The organism is Kribbella sp. NPDC051936 (assembly GCF_040680955.1).
Lineage (GTDB): Bacteria > Actinomycetota > Actinomycetes > Propionibacteriales > Kribbellaceae > Kribbella.
On the sequence record NZ_JBFAXS010000001.1, the window covers coordinates 630,714 to 655,768 of the forward strand.

General features: G+C 70.1%; 23 protein-coding genes. 9 read left to right on the forward strand and 14 right to left on the reverse strand.

What is annotated here, in order from left to right; all coding sequences use genetic code 11:
- Positions 1-20 precede the first annotated feature (20 nt).
- From guaD to AB0L64_RS03310, 6 genes are all read right to left on the reverse strand, one after another.
- Positions 21-1,301 carry a guanine deaminase gene (guaD, locus tag AB0L64_RS03285; RefSeq protein WP_363707214.1) on the reverse strand — a complete coding sequence of 427 codons (1,281 nt, stop codon included), beginning with the start codon at positions 1,299-1,301 and terminating at the stop codon, positions 21-23.
- Complete coding sequence (xdhC, locus tag AB0L64_RS03290; RefSeq protein WP_363707216.1) at positions 1,298-2,221, reverse strand: xanthine dehydrogenase accessory protein XdhC; 924 nt, start codon at positions 2,219-2,221, stop codon at positions 1,298-1,300. The genes guaD and xdhC overlap by 4 nt, the downstream gene beginning before the upstream one ends.
- Positions 2,209-4,548, reverse strand: a complete 2,340-nt coding sequence (xdhB, locus tag AB0L64_RS03295) for a xanthine dehydrogenase molybdopterin binding subunit (RefSeq protein ID WP_363707218.1) — start codon at positions 4,546-4,548, stop codon at positions 2,209-2,211. Before xdhB ends, xdhC begins: the two co-directional genes overlap by 13 nt.
- Positions 4,545-5,981 carry an FAD binding domain-containing protein gene (locus AB0L64_RS03300; RefSeq protein WP_363707220.1) on the reverse strand — a complete coding sequence of 479 codons (1,437 nt, stop codon included), beginning with the start codon at positions 5,979-5,981 and terminating at the stop codon, positions 4,545-4,547. Before AB0L64_RS03300 ends, xdhB begins: the two co-directional genes overlap by 4 nt.
- Complete coding sequence (gene uraD / locus AB0L64_RS03305; RefSeq protein WP_363707222.1) at positions 5,978-7,903, reverse strand: 2-oxo-4-hydroxy-4-carboxy-5-ureidoimidazoline decarboxylase; 1,926 nt, start codon at positions 7,901-7,903, stop codon at positions 5,978-5,980. The genes AB0L64_RS03300 and uraD overlap by 4 nt, the downstream gene beginning before the upstream one ends.
- 143 nt (positions 7,904-8,046) lie before the next feature.
- The gene (locus AB0L64_RS03310; RefSeq protein WP_363707224.1) at positions 8,047-9,579 is read right to left on the reverse strand and encodes a helix-turn-helix domain-containing protein; all 1,533 of its coding nucleotides are present in this window, start codon (positions 9,577-9,579) and stop codon (positions 8,047-8,049) included.
- A 266-nt stretch (positions 9,580-9,845) separates the two neighbouring features.
- On the opposite strand from AB0L64_RS03310, the gene AB0L64_RS03315 reads away from it, so the two are divergent.
- Genes AB0L64_RS03315 through AB0L64_RS03340 form a run of 6 tightly spaced genes read left to right on the forward strand, consistent with a single transcriptional unit; the run spans position 9,846 to position 16,629 of the window.
- Positions 9,846-10,658: a TIM barrel protein gene (locus AB0L64_RS03315; protein WP_363707226.1), complete on the forward strand. Its 813-nt coding sequence runs from the start codon at positions 9,846-9,848 to the stop codon at positions 10,656-10,658.
- 19 nt (positions 10,659-10,677) lie between these two features.
- A complete protein-coding gene (locus AB0L64_RS03320; protein WP_363707228.1) occupies positions 10,678-11,562 on the forward strand; it encodes a 2-hydroxy-3-oxopropionate reductase in 885 nt (294 codons plus the stop codon).
- Positions 11,562-13,337 (forward strand): glyoxylate carboligase, encoded by a 1,776-nt coding sequence (gene gcl, locus AB0L64_RS03325; protein WP_363707230.1) that lies wholly within the window; start codon positions 11,562-11,564, stop codon positions 13,335-13,337. The genes AB0L64_RS03320 and gcl overlap by 1 nt, the downstream gene beginning before the upstream one ends.
- A 9-nt stretch (positions 13,338-13,346) precedes the next feature.
- Positions 13,347-14,480 (forward strand): glycerate kinase, encoded by a 1,134-nt coding sequence (locus AB0L64_RS03330; protein WP_363707232.1) that lies wholly within the window; start codon positions 13,347-13,349, stop codon positions 14,478-14,480.
- Positions 14,477-15,817, forward strand: a complete 1,341-nt coding sequence (gene allB, locus AB0L64_RS03335; RefSeq protein ID WP_363707234.1) for an allantoinase AllB — start codon at positions 14,477-14,479, stop codon at positions 15,815-15,817. Before AB0L64_RS03330 ends, allB begins: the two co-directional genes overlap by 4 nt.
- Positions 15,814-16,629, forward strand: a complete 816-nt coding sequence (locus AB0L64_RS03340) for a bifunctional allantoicase/(S)-ureidoglycine aminohydrolase (RefSeq protein WP_363707236.1) — start codon at positions 15,814-15,816, stop codon at positions 16,627-16,629. The genes allB and AB0L64_RS03340 overlap by 4 nt, the downstream gene beginning before the upstream one ends.
- Here the strand turns inward: AB0L64_RS03340 and AB0L64_RS03345 are convergent.
- A complete protein-coding gene (locus AB0L64_RS03345; protein WP_359940152.1) occupies positions 16,619-17,158 on the reverse strand; it encodes a GNAT family N-acetyltransferase in 540 nt (179 codons plus the stop codon). The genes AB0L64_RS03340 and AB0L64_RS03345 overlap by 11 nt on opposite strands.
- 80 nt (positions 17,159-17,238) lie before the next feature.
- Here AB0L64_RS03345 and AB0L64_RS03350 point away from each other — a divergent pair, with 80 nt between their 5' ends.
- Positions 17,239-18,006, forward strand: a complete 768-nt coding sequence (locus AB0L64_RS03350; RefSeq protein WP_363707239.1) for an SDR family NAD(P)-dependent oxidoreductase — start codon at positions 17,239-17,241, stop codon at positions 18,004-18,006.
- Here the strand turns inward: AB0L64_RS03350 and AB0L64_RS03355 are convergent.
- Entirely contained in the window at positions 17,981-18,880 is a 900-nt protein-coding gene (locus AB0L64_RS03355; RefSeq protein WP_363707241.1) for an FkbM family methyltransferase, read from the reverse strand. The genes AB0L64_RS03350 and AB0L64_RS03355 overlap by 26 nt on opposite strands.
- Positions 18,881-18,919: 39 nt before the next feature.
- Between AB0L64_RS03355 and AB0L64_RS03360 the strand changes: the two genes are divergently transcribed.
- A complete protein-coding gene (locus AB0L64_RS03360) occupies positions 18,920-19,246 on the forward strand; it encodes a hypothetical protein (RefSeq protein WP_363707243.1) in 327 nt (108 codons plus the stop codon).
- Positions 19,247-19,343: 97 nt separating this feature from the next.
- On the opposite strand, the gene AB0L64_RS03365 is transcribed toward AB0L64_RS03360, so the two are convergent.
- A complete protein-coding gene (locus AB0L64_RS03365; protein ID WP_363707245.1) occupies positions 19,344-20,135 on the reverse strand; it encodes an ABC transporter permease in 792 nt (263 codons plus the stop codon).
- Complete coding sequence (locus tag AB0L64_RS03370) at positions 20,132-21,073, reverse strand: ATP-binding cassette domain-containing protein (RefSeq protein ID WP_363707247.1); 942 nt, start codon at positions 21,071-21,073, stop codon at positions 20,132-20,134. The genes AB0L64_RS03365 and AB0L64_RS03370 overlap by 4 nt, the downstream gene beginning before the upstream one ends.
- A 96-nt stretch (positions 21,074-21,169) precedes the next feature.
- Here AB0L64_RS03370 and AB0L64_RS03375 point away from each other — a divergent pair, with 96 nt between their 5' ends.
- Positions 21,170-21,943: a TetR/AcrR family transcriptional regulator gene (locus tag AB0L64_RS03375; protein ID WP_363707249.1), complete on the forward strand. Its 774-nt coding sequence runs from the start codon at positions 21,170-21,172 to the stop codon at positions 21,941-21,943.
- Here AB0L64_RS03375 and AB0L64_RS03380 read toward each other — a convergent pair.
- The 4 genes from AB0L64_RS03380 to AB0L64_RS03395 form a co-directional block, all read right to left on the reverse strand.
- Entirely contained in the window at positions 21,929-22,531 is a 603-nt protein-coding gene (locus AB0L64_RS03380; protein ID WP_359940131.1) for an FMN reductase, read from the reverse strand. The two genes, AB0L64_RS03375 and AB0L64_RS03380, sit on opposite strands and share 15 nt — an antisense overlap.
- Positions 22,528-23,640, reverse strand: coding sequence for an LLM class flavin-dependent oxidoreductase (locus tag AB0L64_RS03385; RefSeq protein WP_359940128.1), 1,113 nt, complete (start codon positions 23,638-23,640; stop codon positions 22,528-22,530). The genes AB0L64_RS03380 and AB0L64_RS03385 overlap by 4 nt, the downstream gene beginning before the upstream one ends.
- 136 nt (positions 23,641-23,776) lie before the next feature.
- Positions 23,777-24,112, reverse strand: coding sequence for a tetratricopeptide repeat protein (locus tag AB0L64_RS03390; protein ID WP_363707252.1), 336 nt, complete (start codon positions 24,110-24,112; stop codon positions 23,777-23,779).
- 44 nt (positions 24,113-24,156) lie between these two features.
- Positions 24,157-25,032, reverse strand: coding sequence for an aldo/keto reductase (locus tag AB0L64_RS03395; RefSeq protein WP_363707254.1), 876 nt, complete (start codon positions 25,030-25,032; stop codon positions 24,157-24,159).
- Positions 25,033-25,055 lie beyond the last annotated feature (23 nt).

The window sequence follows — 25,055 nt, forward strand, 5'->3', positions numbered from 1 at the left end:
GCGGCGCTCGACCAGGTTCGTTAGTGGTGCAGCAGGTCGCCGTTGATCCAGACGGCCTGGACGTCGGCGGGGGTGCCTAGGGTGAAGATGCGGGCGAGGGCTTCTTCGGTGTCTTCGGCGTGGGTGATGGCTACGGCCAGGGGGGAGCCTTCCGCGGGGCGGAGGAGTTGGGCGTCGAAGTGCTGGCCGACCGAGAGGTGGCCGACGTGGGGGAGGTCCAGGGCTTCGGCGCCGGCTGTCGTGGCGAGGTAGAGCAGGTGGGCTGCGGTGAGCGGTCGGCCCTGGTCGCCGAGGAGTTGCTGGCAGAAGTACGCCTGCAGGCCTTCCTTCAGCAGCGAGAAGCCGGTGCCCGCGCCGACGTCCGATCCGAGCGCTACCCGGACCCCGAACTGCAGGTGCCGGGTCAGCGGGAACAGTCCGCTGCCGAGCGCCGCGTTGCTGGTCGGGCAGTGCGCGACCGTCGCGCCGCTGGTGGCCAGCGTCTTCAGTTCGACGTCCGTCGGGTGCACGTTGTGCGCGAGGACGGTACGCCGGTCCACCAGGCCGTGCCGGTCGTACGTCGTCACGTAGTCACAGCCGCCGAACAGGTCGGCGACCGACGCGATCTCGGCCTCGTTCTCGTTCACGTGCGAGGTGAACAGCGCGCCGGGGATCGCCTCCATCAGCTCCCGGCAGGTCGCGAGCAGTTCGTCGGTGCACGACAGCGAGAACCGCGGCGTCACGGCGTAGCGGTTGCGGCCGGTGCCGTGCCAGCGGTTCGCGAGCGCGAGCGACTCGGCGTACGCGCGGACCGGTGTGGTGAGCAGTTCCGGCCGGAGCAGCCGGTCGCTGAGCACCAGACCGCTCGTCACCCGCAGGCCGACCTTGGACGCGGCGCCGAACAGCGCGTCGACGGCGTCGGTGTAGTGCGCGCCGAAGACGAGCGCCGACGTCGTACCGGCGGCCGCGAGCCCGCGAACGAACTCGTTCGCCACACCGGTGGCGTAGTCCACGTCGGCCATCCGCGCCTCCTCGGGCAGCGCGTACCGGTCGAGCCACTCGAGCAGCGGCAGCCCGAGACCGCCGACCGCGCGAATCTGCGGGAAGTGCACGTGGGTGTCGACGAATCCGGGCAGTACGACGCCGTCGCGCAGGTCCACGACCTGCTCGGCGGGATGCGCCTGGCGGAGCTCCGCGAACGGGCCCCGGGCAACGATCAGCCCGTCATCGACCAGCAGCCCCGTGTCGCTGCCGACCCGCAGGCCGGCGCCGTCGAACGGGTTCTCCGGCGTGTCGATGAACGTGCCACGATAAAGAGTCATGCCTGTGCCTCACGCTGAGCCGGCGTGGGGCGACGCACGGCAGGACGAGCCGACGCGGGATGCCGGTCGGCGGATTCGGGCCGGGCGGATCGCTCGGCGGATCGGGACGGTGCGGGTGGCCGTTCGGCCGCGAACCGTTGCAGAAGCCACGCGGCCACGCTGACCGCGATCACGGCCGGCTCCTTGCCGGGGAGATCGGGCAGGCCGATCGGTGTGGTGATCCGCGCGATCGCCTCGGGCGGGTTGCCGTCCTCGGCGAGCTTGCGCTGGAACCGCGTCCACTTGGCGCTGGAGCCGATCAGGCCGATCGTCGCGAGGTCCTCCTTGCGGATCGCGGCGTCGCACAGAGCCGCGTCCTCGGCGTGGTCGTGGGTCATGATCACCGCGTGGGTGCCGGGCGGGAGCTCGCCGACGACGAGCTCCGGCAGCACCGGCACGTTGTGGACGTGGACGTGCGCGACCGCAGCGTCCAGCGCCGACAGCCGCTCGGCCGTCAGCTGATCGGCCCGGGAGTCGATCAGGTGCAGCTCGAGATCGTGCCGGGCGAGGATCCGCGCGAGCTCCAGGCCGACGTGCCCGACCCCGAAGATCGCCACCGACGGAACGACCGGCAACGGCTCCAGCAACAGCTTCACCTCACCACCACAGCACTGCACTCCGTGCTGGTACGGCGCCTTGTCGGACAACGCGGCCGTCAGCTCCTCCGGGGTCGTCAGGCCGTCGGCGATCATCTGCCGCGAACGCTCGACCGCCAACGCCTCGAGATTCCCGCCGCCGACCGTTGACCAGACGTTGTCGGCAGCAACAACCATCTTCGCGCCGGCCTCCCGCGGAGCATGTCCTCGAACGGACACGACGGTGACCAGTACGCCGGCCCGCCGTCCGGATCGCAACCGCTGAACGGCTTTCACCCACTCCACGAGATACCTCCCCGGGCCCGATCGACCGCCCAGTACACGGCCTCCGGTGTGGCCGGCGACGGCAGATCCACGCTGGTGCCGGCTGGGCCGAAGGCGGCCGCAGCCTGGCGCAGGGCCTCGCGGACCGAGAACGCCAGCATGAGCGGCGGTTCGCCCACCGCCTTGGAGCCGTAGACGGCGCCCTCTTCGTGTGCCTTCTCCAGCAGCGTGACGTTGAAGACCTCGGGCATCTCCGAGAAGCTCGGCAGCTTGTACGTGCTCGCGGCCTGCGTGGACAGCCGCCCACGCCGATCACCGGAGCTCTCGTCCCAGCGGAGATCCTCGAGCGTCAGCCAGCCGGCGCCCTGCACGAAACCGCCCTCGATCTGGCCGATGTCGATCAGCGGACTGAGGCTGTCACCGACGTCGTGGACGATGTCGACGCGGCGCAGCGTGTACGCGCCGCTGAACCCGTCCACCTCCACCTCGGCGGCCGCGACGCCGTACGCGAAGTACTTGAACGGCTCGCCGCGCATCGCGTTCGCGTCCCAGTGCAGCCCCTCGGTCCGGTAGAAGCCGGCCGCCCACAGCTGCACGCGCTGGTGGTACGCGAGATTGACCAGCTCGTTCCAGTCCACGCCGTCCCCGGACAGCCCGCGGACGACTCCATCGACGAACCGGACATCCAAAGGGCTGATCCCGAGCTTCCCGCCGGCGACCTGCGCCAGCCGCTCGCGGATCTGCTCGCACGCGTTCTTGATCGCCGCGCCGTTGAGATCGGCACCGGACGACGCCGCGGTCGCCGAGGTGTTCGGCACCTTGTCGGTCCGCGTCGGAGCCAGCCGTACCCGCGCCAGCGGCACACCCAGCGTGGTCGCCGCGACCTGCAGCATCTTCGTGTGCAGGCCCTGGCCCATCTCCGTGCCGCCGTGGTTGATCAGCACCGACCCGTCCTTGTAGACGTGCACCAGCGCGCCCGCCTGGTTGAACGCGGTCAGGTTGAACGAGATCCCGAACTTCACCGGCGTCAGCGCCAGCCCGCGCTTCACATGCTCGTGCGACGCGTTGAACGCCTCCACCGAGGCCTGCCGCTCGGCAATCTCTCCGTTGGCCAGCACCTGCGACCAGCACGACTCGAGCCGATCCGCGTGCCGGACCGGCTGCCCGTACGGCGTGGAGTCGCCTGGCTGGTAGAAGTTCCGCCGGCGCAACTCCGCCGCGTCGTACCCGAGCAGCGGCGCGCACCGTCCGAGGATGTCCTCGATCACGAGCATGCCCTGCGGCCCGCCGAACCCGCGGAACGCGGTCTGCGACGTCTTGTTCGTCTTCGCGATCCGGCCGTCGACCCGGACGTGCGGGACCTCGTACGCGTTGTCGATGTGGCACATCGCCCGCGCCAGCACCGGCTCCGACAGGTCGAGGCTCCACCCGCCGTCGGCGGTCAGCGTCGCGTCCAGCGCGACAAGCTTGCCATCGGCGCCGAAGCCGACGGTCCACGAGCTGTGGAACCCGTGCCGCTTGCCCGACATCGTCATGTCCTGCGTGCGGTTCAGCCGCAACCGCACCGGCCGGCCGGTCAGCGTCGCGCCCAGCGCGGCGATCGCGGCGAAGCCGTGCGGCTGCATCTCCTTGCCGCCGAAGCCGCCGCCCATCCGCAGGCACTGCACGGTCACCGAATGGCTGGCCAGCCCGAGCACGTGGGCGACGATTTCCTGCGTTTCCGAGGGATGCTGCGTGCTGGACTGCACGAAGATCTGCCCGTACTCGTCGACCAGCGCCAGTGCCGCGTGCGTCTCGAGGTAGAAGTGCTCCTGCCCGGCGAACTCGAACTCGCCACGGAACACGTGTTCCGCCCCGGCCAGCGCCTGCTCGACGTCGCCGCGCTCCAGGTGCCGCCCGATGCCCTGGAAGCTCTCCGCCTCGATCGCCTCGCGAACGGTCACCAGCGACGGCAGCGGCTCGTACTCGACCTCGACCGCCGACGCCCCCAGCCGCGCGGCCTCCAGCGTCTCGCCGAGCACCCAGCACACCGCATGCCCGTTGAACATCACCTCACCCGGGAACAGCGGCTCGTCGTGCTTGACGCCCGCGTCGTTCACCCCTGGTACGTCGTCCGCCGTCAGGACGCGGACCACACCGGGTACGTCGTACGCCGGCTTCACGCGCAACGCGGTGACCCGGGCATGCGCGTGCGGCGACTGCACCGGCCACGCGTGCAGTACGTCGCGGGTGCGCATCACCAGATCGTCCGTGTACAACGCCGCACCGGTCACGTGCAGCGCAGCACTCTCGTGCGGCATCGGTACGCCGACCACGGCCGCGGCGGGCCGTTCAGACAACGAGCTCATGCGCCGACCCCCTGGAAGTAGAAGCGCAACAAGGACTGGCCGAGCATCGCGGAGCGGTACGACGAACTCGCGCGGTGATCGTCCATCGGCGTACCCTCGGCCGCCATCACAGCGGCGACCGTCCGCACGGTCTCCTCGGTCCACGGCCGGCCGATCAGCGCCCCCTCCGTCTCGCGGGCGCGCAGCGGGGTCGCCGCGACACCGCCCAGCCCGATCTTCGCGTCCCGGACGATGCCGTCGGCGACGTCGACGGCGTACCCGATCGCGACGCTCGAGATGTCGTCGAAGCGCCGCTTGGCGATCTTGTGGAACGCGCTCATCGGTGCCAAGGGCAACGGAATGACGATCGTCCTGATCAGCTCGTCCGGCGCCTTCACGCTCTGCCGGTAGCCGGTGAAGTACTCGGCCAGCGGCACCTGCCGCTCGCCCCGGCTGGATGCGAGAACCAGCTCCGCGTCCAGTGCCAGGAGTGCGGGTGGAGTGTCGCCGATCGGTGATCCGGTCCCCAGGTTCCCGCCGATCGTCGCGCCGTTGCGGATCAGGCGTGAGGCGAACTGCGGGAAGAGCTGGTCGAGGAGCGGGATCCGCCCGGCCAGCCGCCGTTCGATCTCGGTCAGCGTGAGCGCCGCGCCGATCCGCACCTCGTCGTCGCCGAACGAGAACTCCCGCAGCTCTTCCAGCCGGTCGATCGCGACGGTGAGCGACGGGCGGTCACCGAAGATGTTCACCTGAACACCGAGATCGGTCGAACCGGCAACGACCACCGCATCGTCCCGATCGCCCAGCACCGCAAGCGCCTGGCCGAGTGACGCCGGGCGGACGAACTCGCCTTCCGGAGACACCATGCCGGTCGGCGCCGGGGCGGGCGGCGGCGTGTCACGGCGTACGGCGAGCGCGTCGTTCTCCGCAGGCATGTCCAACGCATAGGCCGCGTCCCGGATCGGGCGGTAGCCGGTGCACCGGCACAGGTTCCCGCTCAACGCGTGCAAGTCGAACCCGTTCGCGCCATGCTCGTGGTCACCTTCACCACAAGCACGACCGGGCCGGTAGTACTCGGCGGCCATGCTGCAGATGAAGCCCGGCGTGCAGAAGCCGCACTGGGAGCCGCCGCGGACCGCCATCTCCTTCTGCACGGGGTGCAGGTCGGCGGGGGTGCCCAGGCCTTCGGAGGTGATCACCTCCTGGCCGTCGAGGGACGCGACCGGCAGGAGACACGCGTTCACCGCGGTCCACTCGGTGCGCGAGTCGGTGCCGGGGCGGGCGACGAGGACGGAACAGGCACCGCACTCGCCCTCCGCGCACCCCTCCTTGGCGCCGGTCAGGCCGCGGTCGCGCAGCCAGTCCAGAACCGTCGTGTGCACGGAGACCGCGCCGATCGCGGTGAGTTCGCCGTTCACCGTCAAGGCGGGGGCGCGCAGGGCTTGGGTAGTCATCGGTTGGTGCTCCATCGGGTGCGTGCGCTGTGGATCGGATTGGCGTCGGAGACGAAGTCGTCGAATCGGTAGCCGGCGATCTTCGCGATCTCGAGCAGGGCGGCGGCGTGCTCCTGGTTCTCGCAGTTCCCGAGCCGTTCCCGGCCCTGCTCGACGATCCGCTCGTACGACTCGGCGTCGCGGACCGAGATCACCAGCGGGAACCCGAACCGGTCCTCGTACGCCGAGGTGATCGCGGTCAGCTCGTCCCGCTCGGGGTCGCCGAGGAACGTCAGCCCCTTGTCGGACTGGTCCCGCAGCGACGCCTCGCCGCTGAGACCGTCGGCGACGAACTGCGAGCCGAGCCGCGGGTACGCCTGGATCAGTTGCAGCTGCTCCTCGCGGGAGCCCGAGAACAGCGCCTCCTGGAAGGAGCGGCGCAGCGCGTGCGTGTCGGCGTACGGCCGCATTTCCCAGGCCCGCTCGACGGCCCAGCGCGGACCTTGGAAGAGCGGACCGAACGTCTCGACGAATTCCTCGCGAGTCATCTCGTTCACCTGGTCGAGCCGGACCGTGTCACCCGGCTGGCCCGCCACCGCGGGCCCGAAGTTCTTGCCGACGTGGTGGAACAGGACGTTCAGGCCGATCGCGGTCAGGCTGCCGAGCGTGATGCCGCTGCCGAAGATGATCTCGGCCCAGTTCGGTACGGCCTGCGCGACCTGCGGCTGCGCGGTCACGTACATCGCCAGCCCGACGCTGGTCGCGACGATCACGACGTTGCGGTGGTCGTGGAAGTCGACCTTCGCGAGCGTCTGGAACCCGACCACGGCCACGGTCGCGAACATCGCCAGCGCCGCGCCGCCGAGCACCGGATGCGGTACGCCGGCCACGATCGCACCGGCCTTCGGCACCAGGCCGATCAGGATCATGATCGCGCCCGCGGCCGCGACCACCCACCGGCTGCGGATCCGGGTCAGCCGGACCAGGCCGACGTTCTCCGCGAAGCAGGTGTACGGGAACGAGTTGAAGACGCCGCCGATCGTGGTGGCCAGGCCGTCGGCCCGCAGCGCCCGCGCGATGTCCTCGCGGCCGACCCGCTTCTCGACGATCTCGCCTGTCGCGAACACGTCGCCGGTGGTCTCGACCGCCGTGATCAGCATGACCACGACCATCGAGATGATCGCGGCGATCGAGAACTTCGGCCAGCCGAAGTAGAACGGCGTGGTCACCCCGGCCCAGGCCGCGTCGCCGACCGCGCCGAAATGCGCGTCCCCGAACGCCCAGGCGACCAGCGTCCCGACGACCAGGCCGAGCAGGACGGCGATGGTCGCCATGAAGCCCTTGAACACCCGCTGAATCAGGACGATCAGCGCCAGCGTGCCGAGTGCGTAGGCCATGTTTTTGCCGCTGGTCGGCGCGGCGCTCGGGCCGGCGCCGCCGACCGCGTCCCCGGCCGCGACCGGCAGCAGCGCCAGACCGATGATCGTGATCACCGACCCGGTCACCACCGGCGGGAAGAACCGGATCAGCCGGCTGAAGTACGGCGCGATGAAGAACGTGGCCAGTCCCGCGACCAGGACGGCGCCGTAGATCACCAGCAGCCCGTCGGTGCCACCGCCGGCCGCGAGGCCGATCGCGATCATCGGCGAGACCGCCGTGAACGTCACGCCCTGCAGCAGCGGCAGCCGGACGCCGACCTTCCAGAAGCCGACCGACTGGATGATCGACGCGATGCCGCAGGTGAACAGGTCGGCGTTGATCAGGTGGATGAGCTGCTCGGTGCTGAGCTCGATCGCACTGGCGAGCAGGATCGGTACGATCACCGCCCCGGCGTAGAACGCCAGTACGTGCTGAGCGCCGTACACCGCAAGCTTCGCAGGCGGCAGCACCTGGTCGACGGGGTGGCGGTTGGTATGGCGGCTCGGTCGCAGGACTGCCTTCATCGGGGACACGCTCCTCGGCTGCTTTGGGGCGGTGCGGGGATTTGACCTGCACCTGAGCATCGGCTCACCGGGCTACGGATTGCACCCGGTGAACCTCCGAAGATGAACGGCCGGAGAACGGGCCGTTTTGTGCGATCACACAACTACAGCGATTTGAGCGCGAGGAACACGTCCACCCGGTCCTCGAGGCTCGACAGATCGCGTCCGGTCAGTTGCTCAACGCGTTCGATCCGGTAGCGAACGGTGTTGACGTGCAGGTGCAGCGACTCCGCCGTCCGCGTCCAGGAGCACGAGCAGGCGAGGAACGCCTGCAGCGTCGTGAGCAGGTCGGCGTGGGTCCGGCGGTCGTGGTCGAGGACCGCTCCCAGGACGCGGTGGCTGTAGGTACGGCGTACGTCGTCCGGCAACGTGGCGAGCAGCAGGACGTGCGAGGCGACCTCGTCCGAAGTGACCACCGACACCGGCGCTCGCGCGGCACCTGCCGCCCGCTGCGCGAACCTGGCCTCCTCGAGCGCGCCGGCGAGTGCGTCGACCGCCGTCTCGCCGCTGATCCCGACCGCGAGGCGTGCCCGGTTGAGGCCCGGGGCGAGACGACCGAACGCCCGGCGCAGGTGCTCCGGGAGGCCCGGCGCGAACGGCAGGAATCCGACGAGCAGCCCGTCCCGCCCAGGGGCGACCACGGCTGGGCCGACCGTCAGCGCGACATCTTCCAGCAGGCTCAGGGCGACCTCGCTCGGACCGTCGTCGCGTAGCTCGGCCACCGCCACGACCATCGGCCGCTCGGAGTGCGCGCCGGCCTGCCGCAGCCGGGCGGCGACCTCTGTCAGCGGGGCGCCCGACTCGACCATGGCCAACGCGTCCGCCACCAACGGGCGCAGTGCGCGGCGGCCCTCGTCCCGCCGGGCCCGGTCCAGGGCGGCGATCGCGCACAGCTCGTGCACCGCCTCGACGTGATCGCCGGACCATTCGTTGTGGTCGCCCTCGATCACCAGCACCCACGCCGTCAGCCGGTTGCCGAGCCCGGATCCGACCGGGAACAGGCTGTACGACGCGTCGATCGTCATCGCCACGGCCGGTGTCCGGTCCGCGGTCAGGAACTTGCGGGTGACCGCGTCGACCGCGGCCGCGTCGAGCTCGCCCGGCCCGGGAACGACGTGCCGCCCGGTCGGGGTCAGCACCCGGCAGTCGTGCCCGATCTCGGCGGAGATCCGCGCCGCCAGCTCGTCGAGGCTCCGCCCGGCGGCGATCGACGACAGCAGCTGCCGCTGGCGTACCAGGCTGGCCGACAGCCGCGCGCCGGTCTCGGCCGATCCCGCCGCCGCGACGTACTCCGTGACGTCGGCGAACGCGATCTCGATCGGGACCTCGACCAGGGTCACGTCATGCCGCCGGCAGGCCGCCACGAGATCCGCCGGCACGTCGCCCAGCTGCGCCTTCCCGGCCAGGATCGTGGTCGCGCCGCGGCCGGCCATCGACGCCACGAACACCTCGCTGTCGGCGGCTTGCCGGCGCCAGACCAACCCGGTCAGGACGACCTCGCCGCCGCTCAGGTACCGCCCGGGCTCGAGCAGGTCTGTGGTCACCAGCCGCCCGATCGGCCGATCCAGCATGCCGGCGCCGGAGTACAGCAACCGCAGCCCCAGCTCGGGCGCATCGAGCAACTCGGCCAGCAACACGACGTACCTCCCTTTAGAGGAAAGTACAACGCGCGCGCCCGCGCACGACAGCCCTCCCGCGCCCCCGGCACCTCGCCCAGCCGTCGTTTCCGACGTTAACCGCGCGGCTTGCCCCTTCACCTGCCGCATGCCAGGGGTGAAGGGGCAGGGGCGGTGGTTAACCACTCAAACGGCTCCGGGCAGCGCCTTGACGGGTGGAGGGTGTGAGCTTATGGTCATTTCGCAGAACAGAAATCAAGTTCCACAATGCGGAAATTGGAGTCGGGATGAGTCACCAGCTGAAGTACACGGTGAACTGTTCTTTGCTCTTCACCGAGTTGCCTCTGCTCGAGCGGCCGGCCGCCGCGCGCCGGGCCGGGTTCAGCGCGGTGGAGTTCTGGTGGCCGTTCGTCGAGGCCGTCCCGCCGGACCGGCAGGTCGACGCGTTCGTCAGCGCGGTCACCGACGCCGGCGTGCGGCTGACCGGCCTCAACTTCTTCGCCGGCGACATGCCGGGCGGCGACCGCGGCCTGGTGTCCTGGCCGAAGCGGTCCGGTGAGTTCCGCGACAACATCGACGTCACCGTCGGCATCGGCGAGCGGCTCGGCGCCCAGGGCTTCAACGCCCTGTACGGGAACCGTGTCGAGGGCAGCACGGTGCAGGAGCAGGACGACTTGGCCGTCGAGAACCTCGCGCTCGCCGCCAAGGCCGCCGCGCGGATCGGCGCCACGGTCCTCGTCGAGCCGGTCAGCGGCGCGGAGCGCTACCCGCTGAAGATCGCGGCCGACGCGCTGGGCGTGATCGATCGCGTGCAGGCGGCGTACGACGTACCGAACGTCGGGCTGCTCGCGGACCTCTACCACCTGGCGGTCAACGGCGACGACGTCGACCGGGTGATCGCCGACCACGCCGGCCGCGTCGCCCACGTCCAGATCGCCGACAACCCGGGCCGCAACGAGCCCGGCACCGGCACGCTCCCGCTCGACCGCCGGCTGGCCGCCCTCGAGGCGAACGGTTACACCGGCCTGGTCGGGCTCGAGTACAAGCCGTCCACCACCTCAGATGCAAGCTTCGGCTGGCTGCCGTTCGAGCGCCGCTGATCGACCCAGGAGACGAATCATGACCAACCTCGCCTTCATCGGCCTCGGCATCATGGGCAACCCGATGGCCGTCCACCTCGCCAACGCCGGCCACACCGTCGCCGGCCTGGACCGTACGCCGGAGCGCGCGGAGGCCCTGGTCGCCGCCGGCGGCCGCGCCGCGACCTCGCTCGCCGACGCGGTCAAGGGCGCCGACGTGATCTGCGTGATGGTGCCCGACTCGCCCGACGTCCAGGACGTGCTCGAGGGTGAGGACGGCGTCTTCCAACTGGCCGAGACCGGCACGCTGATCATCGACTTCTCCAGCATCCGGCCGGACGTCACGCAGCAGCTTGCCGAGCAGGCGCGGGCCAACGGCTTCCGGCTGCTCGACGCCCCGGTCTCCGGCGGCGAAGCGGGCGCCAAGAACGCCGCGCTGTCGATCATGGTCGGCGGCGACGCGGACGACTTCGCCGCGGCCAAGCCGCTGTTCGACGTCGTCGGCAAGACCGTCGTGCACGTCGGCCCGAGCGGGTCCGGCCAGACGGTCAAGGCCGCCAACCAGCTGATCGTCGCCGCGAACATCCAGGCCGTCTCCGAGGCCGTCGTCTTCCTGGAGGCGTACGGCGTCGACACCAAGGCCGCGCTCGAGGTCCTGGGCGGCGGGCTGGCCGGATCCACCGTGCTGAACCAGAAGAAGGAGAACATGCTGTCGCGCTCCTTCGAGCCCGGGTTCCGGATCGACCTGCACCACAAGGACATGGGGATCGTCACCGCGGCCGCTCGCGAGGCGGGTGTCGTCGTACCGCTCGGCGCGCTGGTCGCCCAGCTGGTCGCGTCCGCCCGGGCGAACGGCGACGGCGGCCTCGACCACTCCGCGCTGCTCCGCGGCGTGGAGCGCCTGTCCGGCAAGGTGGTCGGCTGATGACCCGCATGCGCGCGGTCGACGCCGCCGTACTGATCCTGGAGAAGGAAGGCTCGACGCAGGCGTTCGGGCTGCCCGGCGCCGCGATCAACCCGTTCTACAGCGCGATCCGCGTGCACGGCGGGATCAAGCACGTGCTCGCCCGCCACGTCGAGGCCGCGTCGCACATGGCCGAGGGCTACACCCGGGCCCGCGCCGGCAACATCGGCGTCTGCATCGGTACGTCGGGACCGGCCGGAACCGACATGATTACCGGGCTGTACTCCGCCTCCGCGGACTCGATCCCGATCCTGTGCATCACCGGCCAGGCCCCGGTCGCGAAGCTGCACAAGGAGGACTTCCAGGCCGTCGACATCGCCTCGATCGCCAAGCCGGTCGCGAAGTGGGCGGTCACCGTGATGGAGGCCGCGCAGGTCCCGGGCACCTTCCAGAAGGCGTTCCAGGTGATGCGCGAAGGCCGGCCGGGGCCGGTGCTGATCGATCTGCCGCTGGACGTGCAGCTCGCCGAGATCGACTTCGACATCGACACCTACGAGCCGCTTCCGGTCTCGCGTCCCGCGGCGACCCGGGCGCAGGCGGAGAAGGTGCTGTCCTTCCTCGCCGCCGCCGAGCGGCCGCTGATCGTGGCCGGCGGCGGAATCATCAACGCCGACGCGTCGGACCTGCTGGTCTCCTTCGCCGAGATCACCGGGATCCCCGTCGTACCGACGCTGATGGGCTGGGGCGCGATCGCCGACGACCACCCGCTGAGCGCGGGCATGGTCGGGCTGCAGACGTCGCACCGGTACGGGAACGCGACCATGCTGGCCTCGGACGTGGTCCTGGGCATCGGCAACCGGTGGGCGAACCGGCACACCGGCGGGCTGGATGTCTATCGAGGCTCGCGCAAGTTCATTCACGTGGACATCGAGCCGACGCAGATCGGGCGGGTGTTCGCACCGGACTACGGGGTCGTGTCGGACGCGCGCGCCGCGCTGGAGGTCTTCGTCGAGGTGGCGCGCGAGTGGGCCGCCGCCGGACGGTTGCCGGACCGTACGGCGTGGGCGGCGGAGTGCCGGGAGCGTCGTACGACGCTGCAGCGGAAGACGCACTTCGACGCGGTGCCGATCAAGCCGCAGCGGGTCTACGAGGAGATGAACCGTGCCTTCGGGCCGGACGTGCGGTACGTCAGCACGATCGGGTTGTCGCAGATCCAGGCCGCGCAGATGCTGCACGTGTACCGTCCGCGGCACTGGATCAACGCCGGCCAGGCCGGTCCGCTCGGCTGGACCGTCCCGGCGACGCTCGGGGTCGCGGTCGCGGATCCGGACAGCACGGTGGTCGCGTTGTCGGGTGACTACGACTTCCAGTTCCTGATCGAGGAGCTCGCGGTCGGGGCGCAGTTCAACATCCCGTACATCCACGTGGTGGTGAACAACTCGTACCTCGGGCTGATCCGGCAGGCGCAGCGTGGGTTCGACATGGACTACTGCGTGCAGCTGTCGTTCGAGAACATCAACAGCCCGGAGGTCAACGGGTACGGGGTCGACCACGTGAAGGTCGTCGAAGGCCTGGGCTGCAAGGCGTTGCGGGTCTCCGAGCCGGACGGGATCCTGCCGGCGCTGGAGCAGGCCAAGAAGCTGATGGTCGAGCACCAGGTCCCGATCGTCGTCGAGGTCATCCTGGAGCGGGTCACCAACGTGTCGATGGGTGTCGAGATCGACAACGTCGTCGAGTTCGAGGACCTGGCGATCTCACCCGAGGACGCGCCCACGGCCCTCGCGTTGCTGGACTGACCTGTGCGCGTGGTTGTTGCCTCCGACAAATTCAAGGGGACGCTGACGAGCGCGGAGGTCGCGGACGCGGTCGGCGCCGGGGTACGACGAGCCTGCCCCGACGCCACTGTGGTCGCAGTCCCGGTCGCCGACGGCGGCGACGGCACCCTCGCCGCCGCGGTCGCAGCCGGCTACACCTTCGTCCCAGTCGTAGCCTCCGGCCCCACCGGCGAGCCAGTGCATTCTGGCTACGCCCGACTGGGCGACACCGCGGTGGTCGAGCTGGCCGATGTCTCAGGCCTGGTCCGCCTCCCCGACGGCATACCCGCACCCCTCACCGCCACGTCGTACGGCACCGGCGAGCTGATCGCCGCGGCCGTCGACTGCGGGTGCACCCGCATCATCCTCGGCATCGGCGGCAGCGCCTCCACCGACGGCGGCCTCGGCCTGATCGCCGCCCTGGCGGACCTGGGAACACCCGCTGGGGTCTGGGAACAGGCCATTGCTTGTTCCCAGACCCCGGCGCTTGTCGCCGCGAGGCTCCAAGGCGCGCGGTTGGTCGTTGCTTGTGATGTGGACAATCCGTTGACCGGGCCTCGGGGTGCGGCGGCTGTGTACGGGCCGCAGAAGGGGGCTACGCCGGAGCAGGTTGCGGAGCTGGACGCTCGCCTGGGGCGCTGGGCCGATGCGGTCGCTGATTGGACCGGCGCGGACCTCCGCGACACATCGGGCGCCGGTGCGGCCGGCGGGGTCGGTTTCGCCGCGCTAGCGCTGCTAGATGCTGAACTACGCCCTGGGATCGACCTGGTGCTGGAGATGGTGCGCTTCCGCGAACAGTTCGCCGACGCGGATCTCGTCGTCACCGGCGAAGGGGCCTTGGACGAACAAACGCTGCACGGCAAGGCCGTTGCCGGCGTAGCGGCCGCTGCCGGCCGGCTGGGTCGCGACGGCGCGGGAATCCCGGTCGTCGCGGTCTGCGGTGTGAACCTCCTGCAGCCCGACGAACTCCAGAAGATCGGCGTATCGGCGGCCTACGCACTGACAGACCTGGAGCCTGATGTCAGCAGATGCATCGCCGAACCCCGCCCGCTGCTGGAACAGCTCGGCGAACGGATCGCGGTCGATCACCTTACGATGGCACGAAGAGAGAAAGGCATCGTATGAGCGCTCTTGATCTCGTGATTCGGGCCCGCCGCGTGGTGCGACCCGACGGGGAGCGGCCGGCCGCGGTCGGTGTCCGGGACGGGCGGATCGTCGCGATCTCGCCGTACGACGCGGAGCTCGACGCCGCGACGGAGCTGCGCCTCGGGGACGACGAAGTGCTGCTGCCCGGTCTCGTCGACTCCCACGTCCACGTCAACGACCCCGGCCGCACCGACTGGGAGGGCTTCACCTCCGCGACGAAGGCCGCGGCGTCCGGCGGCGTCACCACGATCGTCGACATGCCGCTGAACAGCATCCCGCCGACCTGCGACGTGCCGGCGCTGGCGCTCAAGCGCAAGACCGCCGAGACCCAGGCGTACGTCGACGTCGGCTTCTGGGGCGGCGCGATCCCGGGCAACGTGCCCGACCTGCGTCCGCTGCACGAGGCCGGCGTGTTCGGCTACAAGTGCTTCCTGCTGCACTCCGGCGTCGACGAGTTCCCGCCGCTCGACGCGGACCAACTGGTCGCGGCGATGCGCGAGATCGCCGCGTTCGACGGCCTGCTGATCGTGCACGCCGAGGACGCGCACCGCATCGACGATGCGACCGCACCGAGCGGTGCGAGCTACCAAGCCTTCCTCGACTCCCGCCCACGCGCGGCCGAGAACGAGGCCGTCACGCAGGTCATCGACCTGGCGAGGACGACCGGCTGCCGCGTCCACATCCTGCACGTCTCCAGCGCCGACGTCCTCGCACTGCTCACGCGAGGCCGCAACGACGGCGTACGGATCAGCGCCGAGACGTGTCCGCACTACCTGAGCTTCGCCGCCGAGGACATTCCCGACGGCGCCACGCAGTACAAGTGCTGCCCGCCGATCCGCGAGGCCGCGAACCGCGAGCTGCTGTGGGAAGGCCTGCGCGACGGCACGATCGACCTGGTCGTGTCCGACCACTCGCCGTCGACGATCGACCTGAAGCACCTCGACACCGGCGACTTCGGCACCGCGTGGGGCGGGATCGCGTCCCTCCAGCTCGGCCTGCCCGCCGTCTGGACCGAGGCCCGCCGCCGCGGCTTCACGCTGACCGACGTCGTCCGCTGGATGTCCGCCGCCCCGGCCGCGCAGACCGGCCTGTCCGCGAAGGGCGGCATCGAGGCCGGGTACGACGCCGACTTCTGCGTCCTCGCCCCCGACGAGACCTTCGTCGTCGACGCCCAGCAGCTCCAGCACAAGAACGCGATCACGCCGTACGACGGCCGCACGCTGACCGGTGTCGTGCGGAGCACCTGGCTCCGTGGCGTACCCGTCGACCTCGCCGCCGACCCGCGCGGCCGCCTGCTGACCCGAGGAGAACGATGACCTTCTACGCGCCGAAGGGCGGGCTGCCCGCGCAGACCGACCTCACCACCGACCGCGCGGTCTTCACCGAGGCGTACGCCGTCCTGCCGCGCGGCACGATGCGCGACATCGTCACCAGCCGGCTGCCGTTCTGGGACGACACTCGCTTGTGGGTGATCGCGCGGCCGCTGTCCGGGTTCGCCGAGACGTTCTCGCAGTACATCGTCGAGGTCGCACCGGGCGGCGGCAGTGACAAGCCCGAGATCGACCCGGCCGCCGAGGCCGTACTGTTCGTTGTCGCTGGCAACGTTGTGCTCACGGTCGCCGGTGAGAAGCACACGCTGACCGAAGGCGGTTACGCGTACCTGCCGCCCGGCGGCGACTGGACGGTGCGGAACACCAGCGACGCCCCCGTGACGTTCCACCTGGTGCGCAAGGCGTACGAGCGGATCGAGGGCATCGACGTACCGCCGGCGCTCGTCACCAACGAGGCGGACGTCGAGGGCCGGGAGATGCCGGACACGAACGGCGCCTGGAAGACGCAGCGGTTCGTCGACCCGGACGACGTGCGGCACGACATGCACGTCAACATCGTGACGTTCGAGCCGGGCGGGGTGATCCCGTTCCCGGAGACGCACGTGATGGAGCACGGCCTCTACGTCCTCGAAGGCAAGGCGGTCTACCTGCTGAACAAGGACTGGGTCGAGGTACAGGAAGGCGACTTCATGTGGCTCCGGGCGTTCTGTCCGCAGGCCTGTTACGCGGGTGGGCCCGGCCGCTTCCGGTATCTGCTCTACAAGGACGTCAACCGGCACCCCAAGCTCACGCTCTGACGGTCACCGGGCGCAGCGGAGGTGTCAACGGATCGGTGATGAGCCGCGCGTGCCGCTCCACGTCGTACCTGTTGCCGTCGTAGGTGAGGCGTTCGCGTTCGACGCCCTCGGGCAGGAATCCGGCTGCGGCCGCGACCGCGCAGGACGCGGGGTTGTTGAGCCGGTGCCCGATCTCGAGCCGGTACAGCCCGGCGTCGTGATGGGCCCAGTCGGCGAGCGCGCGCAGCGCGTCCCGCGCGACTCCCTGGCCGCGGACGTCGGCGAGCGTCCAGTACCAGGTCCAGCCGACCCGGTGCCGGTCGATGTTCGTCACCCCCACGCAGCCGATCGGGTGATCGTCCGCGTCCGCGACGGCGTACACGTGCCCGTTGTCCAGGTCCGCGACCCGCCCGATCCAGTCGACGGCGGACGCGCGGTCCACGATCCCACCCTGGTGCACCATCTCCGGATCGTCGTGCGCCGCCGCCAGCCGCAGCGCGTCACCAGTCCGCCACCGCCGGAGCCCGAGCTCCCCGAGCGCGTATCCCATCCAACGAAAATACTCCTGGACCCGTCCCAGCATCCCGTCCTCCGGCGCGTTCCCGGCGCGGCCGGGAGAGGATAGGACGCATGGCATATCTGGATTTCAGGGATCAGGTCGTGGTGGTCACCGGGGCCAGCAGCGGGATCGGGGCCGCGGCGGCGGTCGGGTTCGCGGAGACGGGGGCCACGGTCGCGCTGCACTACCACCGCAACGAGGAGGGTGCGAAGCACACCGTGGGGGCGGTGCAGACGGCCGGCGGTACGGCGTCCTTGCACCAGGCGGACCTCGCGGACCCGAAGGCGGCGGACGCGTTCGTCGACGAGGTGCTCGCGCAGCACGGGCGGATCGACGTCCTGGTCAACAACGCCGGCGACCTGGTGAACCGGTCCGCGATCGCCGAGGTCACCGACGAGGAGTTCCACCGGATCCTGGACGTCAACCTGACCTCGGTGTTCGCGCTCAGCCGGCGGATCGTGCCGGTGCTCCGGGCGCAGGGCGGCGGGTCGATCGTCAACGTCACGTCGATCGCCGGGCGGACCGGCGGCGCCGGCGGCTCGGTCGTCTACGCGACGTCGAAGGGCGCGGTCAGCACGTTCACCCGCGGTCTCGCCAAGGAACTTGCCCCGGAAGGTATCCGTGTGAACGCGATCGCCCCCGGCGTGATCAAGACCCCCTTCCACGACCGCCACACCGCCGAGGCCCAGATGCAGACCATGCTCACCACCATCCCGATGGGCCGGACCGGCACTCCCCACGAATGCGTCGGCACGATCCTCTTCCTGGCCTCCGAGCGGATGTCCTCCTACATCACCGGCCAGATCATCGAGGTCAACGGCGGTCAGTTGACGCCCTGAAGACCGCGTTGTGGTCCAAGACCTCACCGGTCGGCAGATAACCGAGCTCATCCAGTACGGCGTGCAGCCGCGCGCGCGACTCGGGGCGCTTGTCCTCGACGATCACGACGCGCGGCTGCAACCGCTTGAACGTCCGCGTGGCTCCGGACAGGGCCGCGATCTCGGCGCCTTCGATGTCGAGCTTCACGACATCCAGCCGCTCCAGCCCGCAGGCCCAGTCGTCGAGCCGGACGACAGGCACCTCCTGCACCACGTCGCCGTCGCCGTACAGCGAACGCACCCCCGCGTCCGCCTCGTCGTACCGCCGGTCCGCCCGGAGCAGCGCCAGCTCCGGTCGCTCACCGAGCGCCATCGGCACGACCTCGAGCTGTACGCCGTTGCGCGCCGCCGCCGCGCCGAGCTTCGCCACACTGTCCGCGGCCGGCTCGAACGCGATCACCCGCCCACCCCCGAGCTCCTGCAACCGCTTCGCGACAGCCAGGGCATGGACACCGATGTTCGCGCCGACATCCAGCATCACGTCCCCCTGCCGCAGCTCAGCACGCAAGAACCGCCGTACGGCAGGCTCGTACCGTCCCGCGTAATACAGAACAGCCTGCAGGTTGTCCCGCAGATCCAACTCCAGCAGCACCCCTTGCCGCCGTACCTGCACCGTCGCCGCCCACCGCGGGGGAATCTTCACCAACCCCGGATTCGCCTCCGCCAACCGCGGCGAGATCCGCAGCGCGACCCGATGCACCCCTGCCTCGGTCAGCCCCTCGACCGCCCCCGCCATCCGCCCGGCCCGGCGCGCCGCCCCGGGACCCATCGCGCGCTCCACCGCAGATGCCAGGCTCCAGGCCAGCCGCCGTACCCCCACGTCTCGGACGTCCATCCTCAGCCGTTACCCAGGATCAGGATGCATACTCACGTCGTGGGGGACGTCAACGTCGAGCTACGCCGCTCCGGCTTCGTGGAGTGGTGCTTCGTCTATGCCGACGAACTGTGGGCGCTGCTGCTCCTGATCCCCGTCGCCTTCGTCGGCAACGTGCTGACTCACGTGCTCGTGTTCAAGTGCGGCTGGACGTTGCACGTCTCCGTCGGCGACCACTACTACAGGAAGGTGCGCTACCACTCGAAGGCCGCCGCCGAGGCCGATCTCGAACGACAGCGGGAGTTGGCCGCGGCGATCGCGTCGCCGGCTCCCGTCGAGCCGACGCGACTGCCCACACGAGGTGGATCCCTGCGCCGACCCTGGTGACAGCGGACGTCCGCCACTCACTAACCCCCGGCCGGAGCACTGCGTCACGCTCAGCGGCGCAGAGGAATCCGTGGTTAGTGAGTGACGGGCGTCCGGTTCATCGCGACAGCGTGCGGAAGCGGTGGGCAGACAGCGGCAGGAAGATCGCTACCAGCAGGAGCGGCGCGACGAGGGCCGCGACTTCCGCGTGGGTGCCGATCCAGGTGGCGGTGGCCGATGGGTCGGGGTTGCCGAAGAGGGCGCGGGAGGCGGTGGCGGTGGCTGACAGTGGGTTCCACTGGGCGATCGTGCCCAGCCAGGGCGGCATCGTCGACGTGGCGACGAAGGCGCTGGACAGGAAACCGATCGGCCAGACCAGGACCTGCACCATCGTCACGCTCTGGGCGTTCTTGACCGTGAGGCCGATGAAGATGCCGACCCACAGCAAGGCGAACCGCAGCAGCAACAGCAACCCGAACGCGGCCAGCGCCGACGGCAGACCTTCGTGCCATCGCCATCCGAGCACCAGCCCGGTCCCGCCCAGGACGGCGAGCGTCACCGCCGAGTCGAGCATGTCGGCGATACAGCGCCCGAGCACCACCGCCGCCGAGCTCATCGGCAGTGACCGGAACCGGTCCGTCACGCCCTTCGAGACATCGGTGGTGACCGCGGTCATCGTGCCCTCCAGCCCGAAGAGCATCGCCAGCGCGAAGATCCCGGGCACGAGCAACTCGTAGTACGACGAACCGGGCGGCTCCATCGCCCCGCCGAGCAGCCCGCCGAACATCAGCAGCATCAGCACCGGGAAGAACCACTGGAAGATCACCAGTCCCGGCTGCATCCGCCAGTGCGTCAAGGTCCGCCGCGCGATCGTCCAGCTGTCCGCGAGCGCCCAGCCCAGGCCGTTCATGCGGCCGCCCCGGTCAGGTGCAGGAACACTTCGTCCAGCGTCGGCCTCCGCAACGTGATGTCCTCCGGCTCGATCTTTGCCTCATGCAACGAGTTCGCCAGCTGTACGAGCGCCTTCGTGCGATCCTTCACCGGCACGCTCACCCGGACGTCCTGCACCCGGACCTCCCCGTCCGCCAGCGCCGCCGCGAGCTCCAGCACCCGCGGAACCTCGGCCGGATCCGCGAGGACCAGATCCAGCCAGTCCGACCCCAGCCGCGTCTTCAACTCGTCCGGTGTGCCCTCCGCGACGACCTTCCCCGCCTTGAGCATCGAGATCCGGTCCGCCAGTTGGTCCGCCTCCTCCAGGTACTGCGTCGTGAGCAACACCGTCGTACCGCCCGCGACCAGCTGCCGTACGGCGGACCACACCTCGATCCGCGCCGCCGGGTCGAGCCCGGTTGTCGGCTCGTCGACGAACAGCACCCGCGGCGCCACGATCAGACTCGCCGCCAGGTCGAGCCGCCGCCGCATCCCGCCGGAGTACTTGCTCACCGCTTGTCCGGCCGCCTCGGTCAGACCGAACCGCTCCAGCAACTCGTCCGCCCGGCTTTTGGCGTTCCTCAGATGGTTCAGCCGCGCGAACATCACCAGGTTCTGCCGCCCGGTGAGGATCTCGTCCACTGCGGCGTACTGCCCGACCAGTCCGATCCGTCGTCGTACCTCCGCCCCTTGCCGGCGCACGTCGAACCCCGCGATCGTCGCCGTACCGGAATCCATCTCCAGCAGTGTGGACAGGATCCGTACCGCTGTCGTCTTGCCGGCGCCGTTCGGGCCGAGCAGGCCCGTCACCGTGCCGGCCGTGACCTCCAGGTCGAAGCCGTTCAGCCCCGCGCCCTCCGTGCCGCCCCGGTAGTTCTTCCGTACGCCGACGGCCTCGATCACTCGTTCCGTGGTCACTTCCCACCTCTCCGTCCGTTGAGCCGTAGAGTGTACCGTACATTGTACGGCTCAGGTACGATGCAGCCAACGACGAGCGCTGGAGGAAGGGTCCGAGTGGCGGGTAGGAAGGCGGCGGCACCCGATCCGGCGCGCAGCCTGGCGCTGCTCTGGGGAAGTCACACCAAGCCCGGCCGCTCCGGCCTGACGGTGCGCGCGATCGTCGGCGCGGCGATCGCGCTGGCGGACGAGGGCGGGCTCGAGGCGCTGTCGATGCGGATGGTCGCCGACCGGCTGAAGGTCGGCACGATGTCGCTCTACACGCACGTCCCGGGCAAGGGCGAGCTGACCGACCTGATGTTCGACCAGGCGTACGGCGACCTGTACGCCGACGCGGACGAGCCGGCCCGGCAACCGGGCGGCTGGCGCGGTGCGCTCGAGTTCATCGCCCGGCGCAACTGGGACGTGCTGACCGCGCACCCGTGGATCCACGAGGTGCCGACGATGCGGACGGCGCTCGGGCCGAACATCACCCGGAAGTACGACACCGAGCTGCGTCCCCTGGACGGCCTCGGCCTGACCGACGTCGAGATGGACTCGGCGCTGACCCTCGTCCTCACCCACGTGCAGGGCACCGCGCGGGCAGGCGCCGAACAGCTGCGCACCCAACGCGACTCCGGCCTGTCGGACGAGGAGTGGTGGCGTCAGATCTCTCCGACGCTCACCACGGTCATGTCCGGCACGCATTTCCCGGTCGCGGGGCGCGTCGGCACCTCGGTCGGCGAGCACTTCCAGTCGGTCATCGACCCGGCTCACGCGCTCAGCTTCGGGCTGAGCACGATCCTCGACGGTCTGGCCCAGCTGATCGAGTCGCGATCAGCTGTTCAGTAGGTCCTCGAACGGAGTCGGGTTCTCGAAGGGGTCGGCCTGCGTGGGCGTCTCGTTGTGCAGAGCCGCGACCAGTTCGGTGGCGGCCTGCGTGATCCGTGCGCGGAGTCCGACGGCGTTCGGGCCCCAGTCGGTGGAGGCGGCGTACACGGCGGTCGGGACCGGCAGCGCCTTCAGGTAGGCGAACAAGGGCCGCAGGGCGAACTCCAGGACCAGCGAGTGCCGCTCGGTGCCGCCGGTCGCAGCCAGCAGGACGGGCTTGCCGGCCAGGGCCTTGTCGTCGAGCACGTCGAAGAACATCTTGAACAGACCGGAGTACGACGCGCTGAAGGTCGGGCTGACGACGATCAGGGCGTCGGCGGCGGCGACCGTGTCCAGGACCTCGCGCAGCGACGCCGACGGGAAGCCGGTGAGCAGGTTGTCGGTCAGGGCGTGGGCATGGTCGCGGACCTCGATCAGCTCGATCCGCGAGCCGATGCCGCGTCCGGACAGCTCGTCCCGCACGGCGGCCGCCAACTGGTCGGCGAGCAGCCGGGACGACGACGGTGTCGTCAGCCCGGCCGTCACGACGGCGATGACCTTGTCCTTCATCGGGTCGGCTCCTCGATCGTCTCCAGTTCACGCGCCCGCTCCGCCGCCGCCTTCAAGGAGGCGTGCGTCGGCGCGTCCGGTACGTGGGCCGGCTTCAACGCCGCGAACTCCTTCCGCAGCACCGGAATCACCTCTTCACCGAGGATGTCGAGCTGCTCCAGCACGGTCTTGAGCGGCAACCCGGCGTGGTCGATCAGGAACAACTGCCGCTGGTAGTCGCCGACCTGCTCGCGGAACGACAGCGTCCGCTCGATCACCTCTTGCGGGCTCCCGACCGTCAACGGCGTCTCCCGGCTGAAGTCCTCCAGCGACGGTCCGTGCCCGTACACCGGCGCGTTGTCGAAGTACGGCCGGAACTCGCGGACCGCGTCCTGCGAGTTCTTCCGCATGAAGACCTGACCGCCGAGACCGACGATCGCCTGGTCCGCGGCGCCGTGCCCGTAGTGCTCGAAGCGCTGCCGGTACAGCTGGATCATCCGCTGCGTGTGCGACATCGGCCAGAAGATGTTGTTGTGGAAGAAGCCATCGCCGTAGTACGCCGCCTGCTCGGCGATCTCGGGCGACCGGATCGACCCGTGCCAGACGAACGGCGGTACGTCGTCGAGCGGCCGCGGGGTCGACGTGAAACCCTGCAGCGGCGTGCGGAACTTGCCCTCCCAGTCGACGACGTCCTCGCGCCAGAGCCGGCGCAGCAGGGCGTAGTTCTCCACGGCGAGCGCGATGCCGTTGCGGATGTCCTGACCGAACCACGGGTACACCGGACCGGTGTTGCCGCGCCCCATCATCAGGTCCACCCGGCCGTCGGCCAGGTGCTGCAGCATCGCGTAGTCCTCGGCGATCTTCACCGGGTCGTTGGTCGTGATCAGGGTCGTCGAGGTGGACAGGATGATCTTCGACGTCTGCGCCGCGACGAACCCGAGCTGGGTCGTCGGCGACGACGGCACGAACGGCGGGTTGTGGTGCTCACCTTGGGCGAACACGTCCAGACCGACCTCTTCGGCCTTCTTCGCGATCCGGACCATCGACTTGATCCGCTCGCCCTCGCTGACCGTGGTCCCGGTCGTCGGGTCCTCGGTCACGTCCCCGACGCTGAACACGCCGAACTGCATCCGTCCTCCTCGGGTAGATAGTTCACTATTAAACTACTAACACCCACCAGAACACCAATCCTCGCCCGGGCATTCCGTCCTGGATACGCCGAAGGCCCGCGATCCGGACGGGATCGCGGGCCTTCGGGTGTCCAGGTCAAACGGTATGCGGTTTCAGCAGCTCGTCGTCGCCGGTCAGCGCGGCGGCGATCCGGCGGTGCTTGCCCGCCTCGTCGCGGCGGGACTGCCGCTCGAGGGTGCGGGCCAGCATCAGGTGGGCGTAGTACTCGGTCGGCTCGCGGTCGATGACCTCGAGGAGGTGCTCCTCGGCCGGCTTCAGCAGGGCCGCGTGGTAGTACGCCCGGGCCAGCAGCAGTCGCGTCCCGACGTCGTCGGGCGTCTCGTCGACCACCGGCTTCAGCGCCCGGATCGCACCGCGGTAGTCCCGCTCCTCGAAGTACTGCTGTGCCAGTCCGTAGCTCAGTGCGCGCATGTCCTCCATGGGCGCCGCAACGCCGTACGCCGGGGCGGTATTCCTCAGGCGGCGTCGAGGGCGGCCACCTGGTCCGGGGTCAGGCTCAGGTCGACGGCCGAGTACGAGTCGCGGATCGTCTCCGGGCGGCTCGAACCGGGGATCGGGATGACGACCGGGGACTTGGCGAGCATCCAGGCCAGCGTGAGCTTCTGCGGGCTCACACCGAGCTCGGCGGCCAGCGATTGGAAGGCCGGGTACTTGGCGCCCAGCTCGCCGGCGTTGGAGATGCCGCCGAGCGGGGACCACGGCAGGAAGGCGATACCGAGCTCGTCGCACAGCTGCAGCTCCGGCTCGCTCGAGCGGAACCGGGGCGAGAACTGGTTCTGCACCGACACCAGCCGGCCGCCGAGGATCTCGTTGGCCTGCTTGATCTGGGCGGGGTTCGCGTTCGAGATGCCCGCCATCCGGATCTTGCCGGCGTCGAGCAGGTCGCGGACGGCGCCGATCGACTCCTCGTACGGCGTCTTCGGGTCCGGCCGGTGGAACTGGTACAGCCCGATCGCCTCGACGCCGAGCCGCTTCAGCGACGCCTCGGCGGCCTCCGCGATGTGCTTCGGCGAGCCGTCGAGGGTCCAGCTGCCGTCGCCGGGCCGCAGGTGGCCGCCCTTGGTTGCGACCAGCACGTCCGAGGTGTCGCCGCCGTACGTCGACAGCGCCTTGGCGATCAGGCTCTCGTTGTGGCCGACGTCGGTCGCGGTCAGGTGGTACGCGTCGGCGGTGTCGATCAGCGTGATGCCGGCGTCGAGGGCGGCGTGGATGGTCGCGATCGACCGGTCCTCGTCGGGGCGGCCCTCGATCGACATCGGCATCCCGCCGAGCCCGATCGCGGACACCTCGACGTCACCGATCCGGCGGGTCTTGTTCGTGTCAGCTGCCATACCTCCAACCTCCCGCGCGCGGA